The following is a 12862-nucleotide window of genomic DNA, read 5'->3' on the forward strand; positions in this document are numbered from 1 at the left end:
CAGCGAGGGCCGGGTGGGCGGCGAGCACCGGAAGTGGGGCCCCATCGGCCTTGGCTGGAACTGGCCAGCCACGGCTAAGTGGTCGCCGCCCTCGACCACCCGTACGACTCCGCCACCGTCGTCCTCACCGACGGCCGAACGATCAACACCAAGCTCGCCTTGACTTACGACCCGGTGCAAGCGACGAGGGTTCGGGCCGCCGACCTCAGCTTCGTCCCCACTCCGCTGGGCCGTCTGAACCGAGGTGAGATCGCGGGCCCGCTGAGCGGACGTCTGGAAACCGGCCGGGTCGCGGTGACCGGCCACTCCGTGAGCGGTGCCGCCCTGCACGCAGCCCGCCAGGACCGCCGGTTCGATGCCGCCATCGATCTGGACGGCTACCCCCACGACCCCACCCCGCGTTCCTTCCACCAGCCCGTGCTCGCGCTCACCCAAGCCATCACCCCGGAAACCGACCCCCGGCGCGTCCGGCGACGCGCCCACGGCACCATCCTGCCTCGGCGTCCATCGACCCCATGCCCCTGAGCCATGCCGGGACCTCGTCGGCCGGACCGTATGCGTGGGTCATCGACGACCAGACGATGCAGCCGAGTTCGTTGATCACGCGCGGCATTGTGCGGGAGGGCACTGACACCAGTCCGGGTCCACATGAGCGCTCTGACAGGCCGTACTCCGCGCGACGGTGATTGAGCGTGCCCCCCGGATCCGGTGGACCGCGACTTCGTCGCCGCCGCACCGAACCCGTACTGGGTGGCGGACTTCACCCGCGTCGCGGCCCGGGCCGGCACCGTCTACGTCGCCTTTGTCGTCGACACCTCCACCGGCTCGCTCGGCGACGCCTACGACAATGCCTTGATGGAGCCCACGATCGGCCTGTTCGAGATCCCCGTCGTACCGGACAGGGGGAACGTGCCGCCCTGTGTCGGCGCGCTCAGCCGCATACCCGGTCCCGCCAGTAGAGGAATGTGCCGACGGGATCGGGGACGAGGTCCCAGGGCTGACTGGTCATGCGGCGGCCGATGCGACGGAAGACGAGCGCGGCCTGATCCCTGCGGTGGGTGCGAGTCAGGGCGAAGGCGAGGAGATTGAGGTCGGCGAGCGCCTCGGCGTGCGGCGGGGCGTCGGCGTGGAACCACTTGGCCAGGGCGGTGTCGATCTCCGCGGCGGCCTGCGGCTCGTTCCAGTGGGCGGCGACTCCCACGACGCTCGTCGAGCGCAGGCCTTCCCGGTGCGCGACGAGTTCGGCGCGGGCAGCGAGTGGCAGCAGGGCGATGGGCGAGCCGTGGGGGGCCCGAGCCGCGCTGTGGCGGGCGAAGTCGAGCATCTCGGCCAGCGTTCCGTGCCCGCGCGGGGAGAGATGGCGCAGCAGCCGGTGGTAGGCGGTCCGGTTCCACGGGTCGCGGTTGACGGCCTCGGTCCACAGAGGGACGAGCGCATGGGACTTGGCTCCGCAGGCGTACATCAGGTCCAGCAGAGCCAGCCAGGGTGAGGGGTCCTCCGGCATGGCCTCCGCCGCGCGAATGCAGTCGTTGTACGCCTCCGAGGACTCCGACCGGATCGCTCCGTCCGCCCGCGCCACCCGTGCGTACGCCCGCACGACGAGGGCATCGGGGTCCTTCGGGCGGTCCGCAATCCACCGGTTGGTGACCAACGGCGGCAGGGCGGGGGCCAGTACGGAGATCCGGTGCACCCGCCGGTCCCAGTCCCGGCCGGTCGCACGCAACAGCTTCGCGACGGGCTCCCACGGCGGGCGGCTCGCACCGGCCCCGAGACCGTGCAGCTGCTTGGCGGGGCGCAGCTCCGTCAGGGTCCGGCGCAGTTCGCGGTCGTCGAGCTCGGGGCCCGTGATCACGGGTGTTCGGCGTTGCAGCATCTGGTCGCTTCCAGTAGAGGCGCGGCTGACGAGTGGGCGGCTCGTGCGCGGCTGAGAAGCGGAGCGGGCGCCGGCAGTCAGGGCCAGGACGGTGGCGCCCGCCCCGCGGTTCGGGGGGCGATGTCCGGGCGGGATGGTGGTCCCGGCCGGCTCTGGGGCTGCGATTCGGTCTTGGGGTTTGTCCCGACCTTCGCGGGTTCGGTGAGTTGTGCTCGGTCGTGACGTCGGTGGCAGCCGGATGACGGGGGCCGGGTCGCGAGCGCAGTGTGCCGGCAGCCAGGGGTGCAGCGGTGCAGCCAGGGCCCCGTCGGCAGGGGCCGGGCCCGGTGGGTCTCCCCCGGACGAAAAGCCGGGGGAGACCGGGGCGTTCCGGGGCGGGATACGCCTCAGCAGCAGCGGCTGGGGGTGTCCTGCTCGCGGTGTTCTGTGCGCATCCGCTCGTACTCGCGGCGGGTGGGCAGTGGCCCATGGGGATGGTGGCGGCGGTGGCGTTCGCAGTAGCGGTCGTACTCGGCCTCGCCGGTCAGTTCCCGCGCGTACCAGAGCACGGCGCCCAGTGCCTTCCGGACGGTTCTCATGAGCCCGCCCCCACCAGGGACTCGGTGCTGCGCTGCTCCGGCACGTCGATACGGGATGCGACGTACGGCGCCTCGGTCGTCGGTAGCGGCTCGGTGGAGCGGACGGCGCGGACGCACACCACGGCGCAGTTGACAAGGACCGTGAGGACCAGCAGAAGGAAGACGGCCATGATCACCCCGTCGACCGTGTTGTTGAGCACGATGGTGTGCATGTCGTCCATGGTCTTGGCGCCCGGCAGCAGTCGGCCGTCCTCGATGGCCTGCGCGTACTTCTCCCGCAGGGCGAAGAAGCCGATGGCCGGGTTGTCGGAGAAGATCTTCTGCCAGCCGGCGGTGAAGGTGACGGCCACGTCCCAGGCCAGCGGGATGCCGGTGACCCAGGCCCAGCGCAGTTTGCCGTGCTTGATCAGCAGCGTCGTGGTGACGGCCAGGGCGACCGCGGCCAGCAGCTGGTTGGCGATGCCGAAGAGCGGGAACAACTGCTTGATGCCGCCGAGCGGGTCGGTGACGCCGGCGTAGAGGAAGTAGCCCCACGCGCCCACGACGATGGCGCTGGTGATCCAGATGCCCGGCTTCCAGGTGACCCGGCCGATCGGCTTCCAGACGTTGCCCAGCATGTCCTGGAGCATGAACCGGCCGACCCGGGTGCCGGCGTCCACCGTGGTGAGGATGAACAGCGCCTCGAACATGATGGCGAAGTGGTACCAGAAGGCCTTCATCCCCGCCCCGCCGAACACCGTGGCGAAGATCTCCGCCATGCCCACGGCCAGGGTGGGCGCGCCACCGGTCCGCCCGACCAGCGTCTCCTCCTCGACGGCCTCGGCCGCCGCGGCGAGCTGGTCCGGGGTGATGGCGAAGCCCAGGTTCTTCACCGCCTCGGAGGCGCTCTCCACGGTCGGCCCGAGCAGCGCGGCCGGGGAGTTCATCGCGTAGAAGAGACCCGGCTCCAGCACGCAGGCGGCGATCAGGGCCATGACGGCGACGAAGGACTCCGTGAGCATGGAGCCGTAGCCGATCACCCGGACCTGGGACTCCTTCTGGATCAGCTTCGGAGTGGTGCCGGAGGAGATCAGGGCGTGGAAGCCGGACAGGGCACCGCAGGCGATGGTGATGAACAGGAAGGGGAACATCGACCCCGCGAACACCGGACCGGCTCCTGTGGAGGCGAACTCGGTCACCGGCTCGGCCTTGAGCACGGGGGCGGCGATCACCACGCCGACGGCCATCAGGGCGATGGTGCCGACCTTCATGAACGTCGACAGGTAATCGCGGGGGGCCAGCAGCATCCACACCGGGAGCACGGAGGCGACGAAACCGTAACCGACCAGGCAGAAGACCAGGGTCTCCGGGCTCCAGACGAAGTACCCGGCCAGCGAGGAGTCCGCGACCCAGCCGCCGCCGAGGATGGCGAGCAGCAGCAGCACCACACCGATGACACTGGTCTCCACGACCTGGCCGGGCCGCAGGTAGCGCAGGTAGAAGCCCATGAAGAGGGCGATGGGGATGGTCATGGTGACCGAGAAGGTGCCCCAGGCGGACTCCGCCAGCGCGTTGACGACGACCATGGCCAGGACCGCGAGCAGAATGATCATGATGGCGAAAACGCCGATCAGCGCGGCGGCACCGCCGACCTTGCCGATCTCGTCCCGGGCCATCTGTCCCAGGCTCTTGCCGTCCCGGCGCATGGACAGGAACAGGACGATCATGTCCTGCACCGCGCCCGCCAAGATCACGCCCACGATGATCCAGACGGTGCCCGGCAGATACCCCATCTGCGCGGCCAGGACCGGGCCCACCAGAGGGCCGGCACCCGCGATGGCCGCGAAGTGGTGGCCGAACAGCACCCGCTTGTCGGTGGGGTGGTAGTCGACACCGTCCTCCAGCCGCTCCGCCGGAGTGGCACGCGTGTCATCGACCTCCAGTACCCGGCGGGCGATGAACCGCGAATAGAAGCGGTACGCGATCGCATACGAGCCCAGGGCCGCCACCACCAGCCAGACGGCCGAGATCTCCTCGCCCCTGGACAGGGCCAGCACGCCCCACCCGATCGCTCCGGCCACGGCGATAGTGCCCCACAGCAGGATGTTGCGCGGGGTCAAGCGGTTGGCCCGGTTCTGTGACCGGGGGGCTTCGGGCAGGGCGGATTTTGACATGGCGGCTCCTCACCTCTGGTGTGTTCGGTGACGACGTGCTGTGTTGCGGATCAGGGCCCGGGCCGGCGATGCCGGCGACCAGGATCGGGACGGCGATGCGAGTTCCTGGTCAGCAGATACGCGCCGAGCAGGGCGAGACCGCATCCAGGAACCCAGGCCAGCTGGTACCAGTAGAAGAACGGCACTCCTGCCAGCCTCGGGCGTGCACCCCCGTACCAGGGAACCCACAACAGCCCGGCCGCTGGGGCGAGGAGCAGCACGGCTGCCGTGACGCGCCGCAGCCGGTGTGGGACGAGGGGTGTCATGCCGTGTACTCCTATCGCGCCATCGGTGGGTTTTCCAAAGAGTTGCCGAGCGGCGGCGACCGGTTGACAGCGAATATCCAGAATGTTTCCCGCTGATTTCTGTCATCCGAATCGACCATCCGCGCAACCGGCTTGATCCGCTGTGGCGGACATCCGAGAGGGCCGTTGACGAGTGATGGTCCGTTTCGAAGGTGGGGTTGGGTGAGGCGACCTGGTCGCGTGCCGAGTCACGGTCGGGCCAAGTGCCAAGTGCCAAGTGCCAAGTGCCAAGCCGGCCTTGGGCGCGGCGGTGCCGCAGCCGACGAGACGCTGCGACGAACCGGAGCTACGGCGATGCCTCGGAACGAGCTACGCCACGGGATGGCCGGGCACCATCGGATTCACGCCCACGTCCACTCATTCAGCCCGCTCTGTATCCCGACATCGCGGCAAGATCTTGGGTGATCGGACAGCTGCCGTCGACGCGGTCTCACCGGGGCAGCCTGGGGCACCCTTCACCGTCTCCAAGGCGCCCCCCGGACCGGGCCGGAGGGCGCCGGTCTCGGTCGGCTGCAACTGTCGTGCCCGAGGAGTGGCGTGGAAGAGGCGGCGGGCCGGGGTGGCCATGGCTTGGCGAACGCCAACCCGGACCTTCTCGCCGGCGGCCTGTTCCGGGCCGGTCCACCCAGGCGGCCATCGCGCGGCCCGGTACCGGCTGTTGCGGTAAACACTGTGCGGCGGCTGCGTTGGGGTGCCGGTGCGGACGTCGGCGACCAGGCGGTGAGCTTGCAGCCACAGCACAAGGCAGGAGGAGGGAGAGCCGGTTCAGGCGCCAGGACCGACTACGGGATCCGGAATGGTTCGGAGGAAACCATGGCAGCGGGGTTGTGCCCATGGCTGAAGATCGCACTGGAGCCGGAAGGCGCCTGGTTCAGGACCCAGAGGCCGATCAGTACGGCGAGGGCGAAGACGACCGTGATGAGGACCGTGAGGACCAGGCGGCGCCTGCGCTCCCTCCTGAGCCAGCTCCCACGGGCGGTGCGAAAGGCATCGGGGGCGGGGTGCAGTTGGCCGGCGAGGGCTTCGAGGGCCTCGCTGAGCTGCTCTTCGGTACCCCGGGCGTTGGGAGTGCTGTTCATCGCCGGGCCTCCAGCGCCTGGGTGAGAGCGGCGATGCCGCGTGAGGTGTGGGTCTTCACCGATCCTGCGGAGATGCCCATCGCCGCGGCAATCTCGCTTTCCTTCAAGCCCAGCCAGTGGCGCAGTACGAGAGCTTCGCGCTGCCGGGCGGGCAGTTGCTGCAGAGCCTGGACCAGGGTCCGCTGGTCGTCACGGAGCAGCGCCGAGTTCTCGGCCGAGGCGATCCAGTCGGCGGGTGGCGCCTCGGTGTGCCGCCGGGCGACCTGGAGATGACGTATACGCATACGAGTCAGGTTGCAGACGATTGTGCGCAGATAGCCCGCCGCGGACTCGACGTCCCGTAGCTTCCGCCATTTTCGGTACATCTGGTAGTAGGCCTCGGCCACGATGTTCTCCGGGTCGTCGGCGCCCAGCAGCGCGGCGAGGCGGAGCATCGAGGGATAGTGCTCGTCGAAGAGCCGGACGACGGCCGCCTCCCGTTCCGGGTCGGCGGGACCGCGCGGCGCGGGCGGTGCGGGCGGTGCGGCCTGAGTGGGCTTGTCGGCCGCCCCATGCTGCACAGGTGTGCCATCGGTTCCGTCATCGCCGGCGACCGGCGGTCCCGCAGGCTGCGGGACACTGGTCGGGGTGGTTCGTGTCATGAGCTGCTCTCTCCCGTCCCAGGAAGACGTCTGTCCGGTCGGTATGGGGGCCGCACGGTGGTGTCCGCGCCCCGGGCTGTGCCCATCCGGTTCAGTAGGGCGGTGCCGGCCAAGGTGATCGTCAGATTCAGGAGCAGGGCTGCCAGCCCCGCATAGATCTCCAGGGGCGGACCGGAAAGGCCGAGCCCAGGGAGGGACACGAGGGGGGAGAACCCCTCTCGAACGACCATGATCGTGCCGGACGCCATGCCGGCGGCCCATCCGGCGATCAGCGCTCGGTGGTGCAGTCTGGCTGTGAACAGTCCGATGGCCACCGCGGGGAAGACCTGGAGAATCCATACGCCGCCGAGGAGCTGGAGGTTGATCGCAGCCTGGTCCCGGAGCCCCAACACGAAGGCGATGGCTCCCGCCTTCGCGATGAGGGTGACCGCTTTGGCGATCCTCACCTGGCGCTTGGGCGTGGCGGTGGGATGGAAGTACTCGGCGTACACATTACGCACGAATGAGGTCGCCGCCGCGATCGACATGACGGCAGCGGGCACGAGCGCGCCCACGGTGATGGCACCGAAGACCAGGCCGGCCAGCGGCGCCGGCATGAGGCGGTCCACCAGGACGGGGACGGCGGCCTCGGCGCCCCCGTCGGGGGCCTGCACGCCCGCGGCGAGCGCGGCGATGCCGAGCAGTCCGAACACGGCGAGTACAGCGGTCCAGGCGGGCAGGGCGATGGCGACCTTGCGCAAGGTGTCCGGTCCGGAGGCGGCGAATGCCGCGGTGAGGACATGCGGGTACATGAGCAGTGCCAGTGCCGATCCGACGGCAAGGGTGGCGAAGGCCGGTTGCTGACCGGGGCCCAGAACGAGGGAGACGCCGCCGGAGCCCGGTCCGGCGAGCCGACTGGCCGCCTCGTCGAAGACCGCGCCTGGCCCGCCCAAGCGGGCCAGGACAAGCCATGTGATGGCCATTACCGAGCCGTATACTCCCACGGCCTTGAGAGCCGAGATCACGGTAGGTGCGCGCAGGCCGTGCCGGTAGGTCGCCACTGCGAGGCCGGTGAAGATCGCGGCCATGACGAGGTCCCCGGTGGCGGCATTCGGGTAGAGACCGCCTGCACTGAGGACGGCGCGGATACCCAGGAGTTGCAGGGCCAGGTAGGGCATGGTCGCGAGAATGCCGGTGACTGCGACCGCCAGGGCAAGTGGCGCCGAGCCGTAGCGTCCGCGGACGAAGTCGGCGGGGGTGACGTAGCCGTTGGTACGGGCCACGCTCCACATCCGGGGCAGCAGGACGAAGGCCAACGGGCAGACGATCACGGTGTAGGGGAGGGCGAAGAAGGCCAGCGCTCCGGTTCCGTACACAAGGCCGGGGACGGCGATGAAGGTGTAGGCGGTGAATACGGTCCCGCCCAGCAGCAGCCACGTCCAAACGGTCCCAAGACTGCGATCGGCCAGTGCCCATCCTTCGAGGGAGGGCAAGGCGTCGTTGCTGTGCAGGCGGCGGGCGGTGAGGGCAACCACGGACGCGCCGCCGATGACGGCGAGGAACGTCGCGGCCATGGGGCCTTCGGTCATCGGTCACCGTCCTTGGCGTCCGTCTGGGGGTCTGGCTGGGTGCACGGCCCCTGTTGCCTACGAGTTGCGTTCGGCGCGGATCCCGATGACAGGAATGTGGCGGAAATCTTCTGGACACTCGCTGTCAACCACAATGCGGCGGGGATGGCACCGCTCCCACAGGACCGTAGAAATGAGGAGATTACAGTAGGAACGAGGTGATTACTGGCAAGTAATGAGGCCCCCGCAGTCGGCCGGCATCGACCCGGCGAAGGGTCACAGCCGCGAAGAGCCCGCCTTGTCGCCGGCCGGTCACCGCGGGGGACCGCATCAGCCAGGTGGCGCGCCGGTCGGTGAGCTGCCCAGCCCGGTCCACACGCAGCCGCAGGCGGCGATCGGGAGGGCGGGGGGCGGGTCTTGATTTTGTCCTGGTCGACGACGAGCTTCACACCGCCGGAGGCGGCGGCGGAGATGATCCGCAGGTTCTTGCCCTCGGACTGCACTTACGCGTTGATCGACGGCCAGGGGCGATGAAGCCGATGTCGAGCGAGCCGCCGGTGAGGGCCTCGATCTCGCAGGGCCTGCGTTGAAGGTCTGCGGCTTGATCGTCGTGCTGCCCCGCATGGGGATCGTTGAGCGGAGCCTGGCGTGGATCATGCACACCCGCCGTCACGCCCGACTCCCGAACGACTCGTCCGGCACTCCAAGACCCTGCTCGCCAGGGCCGCCATTATGCACAGGACCATGCGACTCGTGTGCCAGTCAGCCCCGCCGGTCGCACCGCCATCGACCGGCCCCTGGTAGTCGCGCCCAGGGCGCGGGGGCTCATCGTCCAAGAGCGTGACAAAGGCCGGCCGGCCCAGCGGGTGAAGTACGGATCAACGGGATCGTGCACCTGCGCACGGCGCTGCCCCGCGGACGCGATGGTTCCCATCGGCTGGGTGGCCGTGGGGGACCCGGCGCGGGTGCTTCCGCCCCAGGAGCACGAAGCGATCTGGGCCGTGCAGAAGGAACTGGACTTCCCCGGCTATGTGTTCGGCCTGGATCGGCCTGCGGAAGGCGAAAGCCTCATGCCGGCGATCTCGGAACGGTTCGGCCGTGCCCTCGGCCGTCACCGGGACGACCGCTTGCTCTGACCGTGGATAAACCCGCCGAAGACGATCAAGCCCAGTGGCCGCTTTGGCGGCGCGTGCTCAGAGCAGGCGCTGAGGACGTCCTCCCGGCCGGGTCCGGGCAGGCCACGTCCCGCAGGCCGACCCCGCACTTCGGCCACGTGCCGCCAGCCAATTCAGGACCGTGGTGAAGTCGTCGGTCGAAAGTGGGCTAACGACAGCTGCAAGGACGGTGACCCGCCGGTATGTCCATAGCAGAGCCGGCCGGCCCGGCACTCACGTGCTCCGGCACTGAGAGGCGATGGGGCGTCTGGCCCCGGCCCGTCGAGTCAGGGGCCAGCGCCGCTACCTGCCCGAGCACATCATCCGGGTCGCGATCACCCTCTATGGCAAACAGACCGGAGTACGGCCAGCCGCTCCACCTGCTCCGGGCGGTCCAGCGCCCAGCGGTGCGCAACGCGGGCGCCGCGGTCATGACCCACGACAGCGGCCCGCTCGAAGCCGAGCGACTCCACGAGGCCGGCCATGTCGGCGGCCATCCGCCGCTTGTCGTAACCGGTCACCGGTTTGTCGCTCAGCCCGTATCCGCGCAGGTCGGGAGCCACGACGGTGTAGTCGGCGGCGAGGTCTTCGAGCATGACGCGAGGGCCGGCAGCGGATCGTGCGGGCACCGGCCGGTGCTGGTGCGCTCGCATGATCGTGGAGTCCACCGAGATGTCCCAGTCGATCTCACCGGCGGCGTCCGCCGCGGTCTGGACTTGCTGCAGCAGACGCTCCCAGGTCCCGTCGCCGGCCACAGCCCGTTACTCACCGGCAGGAATGGCCGCAGTCGGCCGGCACGCGTTCGAGCCTGTCGATGCCATGGGCGGCGAAATGGGCGGCGGTTCGGCGTAGGGAGTCCGCGCAGGTGGCGGCCTCCTCGTGGGTGTCTCCGCGTCGTGGGACTGCTTGCCACCATGACGTACTTGAGGCAGTCGAGGGCGTCATGGATCTTCACGCTCCTGAGGAGGAAAGCGCGCCTCAGGGGTGCCCTGCGTCGGCCGGACGGGTCAACGGGTCAGCCGGTGGCCGGCTGGGCGAGGGCGTGCGGCGCGTGTGGTGCGGGTGGCGCGGAGGCGAGCGGGGCGTGGGTGCCGTTGAAGACCACGCTGGAGCCGGAGGGGGTCTGGTTGAGAACCCAGAGGCCGATCAGGACGGCGAGGGCGAAGACGACGGTGGCCAATACGGCCAGAACCAGGCGGCGCCTGCGTTCGCGGCGGTGCCAGGCGCGGCGAGCGGTGCGGTAGGCCTCGGAGTCGGGTTGCACCTGAAGGGCAAGGGTTTCGAGGGCCTCTCGGAGCTGCTTCTCGGTGCCTGCACCGTCAGGGTGAGTGTTCATCGGCGGGCCTCCATTGCTTGGGTGAGGGCGGCAAGGCCGCGAGCGGTGTGCGTCTTGACCGATCCTGTCGAAATGCCCATCGCCGCCGCGATCTCCCCCTCCTTGAGGCCCAGCCAGTGGCGTAGGACGAGAGCTTCGCGCTGCCGCGCGGGCAGTCGCTGGAGGGCATCGACGAGTACCCGTTGGTCGTCGCGGAGCAGCGCCGAGTTCTCGGCAGAGGTGACCAAGTCGGCCGACGGCGCCTCGGCGTGTCGGCGGGCAACCTGGAGGTGACGTATACGCATCCGGGTGAGATTGCAGACGGTGGAGCGCAGATACGCCTCCGCTGACTGAGCGTCGCGCAGCTTTCGCCACTTTCGGTAGATCTGGTAGTAGGCCTCGGCCACAACGTTCTCGGGGTCGTCGGCGCCGAGGAGCGCGGCGAGCCGGAGCATCGAGGTGTAGTGCAGGTCGAAGAGGAGGGCGACGGCCGCATCCTGTCCGTACTCAGCCGGGTCGGCCGTCGGACCCGCAGCCACATCGGCGGCGGGATGACGCGGCTTGGCCATGCCGTCGGCCACGGGTCTGGTGGTTTGTCTCATGGGTTGCTTTCTCCCGTCCCAGGCCGGTGCCTGGCTGCACGGCAGGTGGTGGGCAGTGCGGTGGAATCCGCGCCTTGGGGTATGCCGATCCGCTTCAGTACGGCGGTGCCGGCCAACGCGACAGTCAAGTTCAGGAGCAGGGCCACCAGCCCCGCGTAGATCTCCACGGAGTGACCGGGCAGGCCGAGCGGCACGAGAGGGGAGAAGCCCTCGCGTACGACCATGACCGTGCCGAACACCATGCCGGCGGCCCAGCCCGCGAGCAGCGCCCGGTGGTGAAGCCGACAGGTGTACAGCCCAATGACCACGGCGGGGAAGATCTGCAGGATCCACACGCCGCCAAGGAGCTGGAGATTGATGGCGTCCTGGTCCCGCAGTCCGAAGACGAAAGCCACCGCTCCGGCCTTCGCCGTGAGGGAGACCGCCTTGGCGATCCGCACCTGGCGCTTGGGGGTGGCGGTGCGGTGGAAGTACTCGACGTACACATTGCGTACGAAGGAGGTCGCGGCCGCGATGGACATGACGGCGGCCGGGACCAGTGCCCCCACGGTGATGGCACCGAAGACCAGGCCGGCCAGCGGCGCCGGCATGAGGCGGTCCACGAGGATGGGGACGGCGGCCTCGGCGCTGCCGTCGGGGGCCTGCACGCCCGCGGCGAGGGCGGCGATGCCGAGCAGCCCGAAGAGTGCGAGAACAGCGGTCCAGGCGGGCAGGGCGATGGAGACCTTGCGCAGGGTGTCCGGTCCGGAGGCGGCGAAGGCCGCGGTGAGGACGTGCGGGTACATCAGCAGGGCCAGCGCCGACCCCACGGCCAGGGTGGCGAAGGCCGGCTGCTGGTCGGGAGCGAGTACGAGGGAGGCGGTGGCGTCCGCCGGGACGGCGCCCGGCTCGGCGAGCCGGGCGGCCGCCGCGTCGAAGACCGCGCCAGGTCCGCCGAGGCGGGCCAGGACCAGCCAGCTGACGGCGAGCACCGAACCAAAAACGGCCATGCCCTTGAGCGCGGATATGACGGTGGGCGCGCGCAGCCCGTGCCGGTACGTCGCCACCGCCAGCCCGGCGAAAATCGCGGCCATCGCCAGGTCACCGGTGGCCGCGCTCGGATAGAGCCCGCCGGCGGTGAGTACCGCCCGGATGCCCAGGAGCTGCAGGGCGAGGTACGGCATGGTGGCGAGGATGCCGGTGAGGGCGACGACCAGGGCGAGCGGCGGCGATCCGTAGCGTCCGCGGACGAAGTCGGCGGCGGTGACGTATCCGTGGTCCCGCGCCACCTGCCACATCCGGGGAAGGAGCACGAAGGCCAGCGGGCAGACGATCACGGTGTACGGGAGGGCGAAGAAGGCGGGCGCCCCACTGCCGTATACGAGGCCCGGCACGGCGGCGAAGGTGTAGGCGGTGAAGATCGTTCCGCCCAGCAGCAACCATGTCCAGACGGTGCCGAGGCTCCGGTCGGCCAGCGCCCAGCCGTCCAAGGAGGGCAGCGTGTCTGCGGCGTGCAGACGGCGGGCGCTGACGGCGAGCAGGGAGGCACCACCGATGACGGCGAGGAATGCCGCAGCCATGGGGCCTTCCGTCATCG

11 protein-coding genes and 3 pseudogenes are annotated in these 12862 nt (G+C 69.8%); 2 read left to right on the forward strand and 12 right to left on the reverse strand.

Translation table 11 applies throughout. The features are described from left to right. Positions 1 to 6: 6 nt before the first annotated feature. A pseudogene (locus QFZ82_RS37595) lies at positions 7 to 474 on the forward strand (hypothetical protein); the annotation flags it as partial. A gap of 457 nt (positions 475 to 931) precedes the next feature. On the opposite strand, the gene QFZ82_RS37605 reads toward QFZ82_RS37595, so the two are convergent. The 8 genes and pseudogenes from QFZ82_RS37605 to QFZ82_RS37640 all read right to left on the reverse strand — a co-directional run. Then, positions 932 to 1873 (reverse strand): hypothetical protein, encoded by a 942-nt coding sequence (locus tag QFZ82_RS37605; protein ID WP_307717378.1) that lies wholly within the window; start codon positions 1871 to 1873, stop codon positions 932 to 934. Between the two features lie 386 nt (positions 1874 to 2259). Continuing rightward, positions 2260 to 2451, reverse strand: a complete 192-nt coding sequence (locus QFZ82_RS37610) for a YbdD/YjiX family protein (RefSeq protein ID WP_307717379.1) — start codon at positions 2449 to 2451, stop codon at positions 2260 to 2262. After that, positions 2448 to 4604 (reverse strand): carbon starvation CstA family protein, encoded by a 2157-nt coding sequence (locus tag QFZ82_RS37615; protein WP_307717380.1) that lies wholly within the window; start codon positions 4602 to 4604, stop codon positions 2448 to 2450. The genes QFZ82_RS37610 and QFZ82_RS37615 overlap by 4 nt, the downstream gene beginning before the upstream one ends. Before the next feature lie 50 nt (positions 4605 to 4654). Next, complete coding sequence (locus QFZ82_RS37620; RefSeq protein WP_307717381.1) at positions 4655 to 4909, reverse strand: DUF3311 domain-containing protein; 255 nt, start codon at positions 4907 to 4909, stop codon at positions 4655 to 4657. 821 nt (positions 4910 to 5730) lie between these two features. Further along, on the reverse strand, positions 5731 to 6027 hold the full coding sequence (locus QFZ82_RS37625; protein ID WP_307717382.1) for a hypothetical protein: 297 nt from the start codon (positions 6025 to 6027) through the stop codon (positions 5731 to 5733). Further along, positions 6024 to 6587 carry a SigE family RNA polymerase sigma factor gene (locus QFZ82_RS37630; protein WP_307717383.1) on the reverse strand — a complete coding sequence of 188 codons (564 nt, stop codon included), beginning with the start codon at positions 6585 to 6587 and terminating at the stop codon, positions 6024 to 6026. The genes QFZ82_RS37625 and QFZ82_RS37630 overlap by 4 nt, the downstream gene beginning before the upstream one ends. Before the next feature lie 77 nt (positions 6588 to 6664). Continuing rightward, a complete protein-coding gene (locus QFZ82_RS37635) occupies positions 6665 to 8236 on the reverse strand; it encodes a sodium:solute symporter (protein ID WP_307717384.1) in 1572 nt (523 codons plus the stop codon). Positions 8237 to 8628: 392 nt separating this feature from the next. After that, positions 8629 to 8833 (reverse strand): annotated as a pseudogene (locus QFZ82_RS37640) (sulfate ABC transporter substrate-binding protein); the annotation flags it as partial. Positions 8834 to 9138: 305 nt separating this feature from the next. On the opposite strand from QFZ82_RS37640, the gene QFZ82_RS37645 reads away from it, so the two are divergent. Then, positions 9139 to 9351 carry a hypothetical protein gene (locus QFZ82_RS37645; RefSeq protein WP_307717385.1) on the forward strand — a complete coding sequence of 71 codons (213 nt, stop codon included), beginning with the start codon at positions 9139 to 9141 and terminating at the stop codon, positions 9349 to 9351. Between the two features lie 377 nt (positions 9352 to 9728). Here the strand turns inward: QFZ82_RS37645 and QFZ82_RS37650 are convergent. The 4 genes and pseudogenes from QFZ82_RS37650 to QFZ82_RS37670 form a co-directional block, all read right to left on the reverse strand. Then, positions 9729 to 9971, reverse strand: a pseudogene (locus QFZ82_RS37650) (alpha/beta fold hydrolase); the annotation flags it as partial. Between the two features lie 413 nt (positions 9972 to 10384). Further along, the gene (locus tag QFZ82_RS37660; protein ID WP_307717386.1) at positions 10385 to 10705 is read right to left on the reverse strand and encodes a hypothetical protein; all 321 of its coding nucleotides are present in this window, start codon (positions 10703 to 10705) and stop codon (positions 10385 to 10387) included. Continuing rightward, positions 10702 to 11253: an RNA polymerase sigma factor gene (locus QFZ82_RS37665; RefSeq protein WP_307717967.1), complete on the reverse strand. Its 552-nt coding sequence runs from the start codon at positions 11251 to 11253 to the stop codon at positions 10702 to 10704. Before QFZ82_RS37665 ends, QFZ82_RS37660 begins: the two co-directional genes overlap by 4 nt. 29 nt (positions 11254 to 11282) lie before the next feature. Continuing rightward, entirely contained in the window at positions 11283 to 12860 is a 1578-nt protein-coding gene (locus tag QFZ82_RS37670) for a sodium:solute symporter (protein ID WP_307717387.1), read from the reverse strand. Positions 12861 to 12862: the final 2 nt, after the last annotated feature.

Origin of the sequence: Streptomyces sp. V4I23 (assembly GCF_030817975.1) — a bacterium.
In the GTDB taxonomy this organism is placed as follows: Bacteria; Actinomycetota; Actinomycetes; order Streptomycetales; family Streptomycetaceae; genus Streptomyces.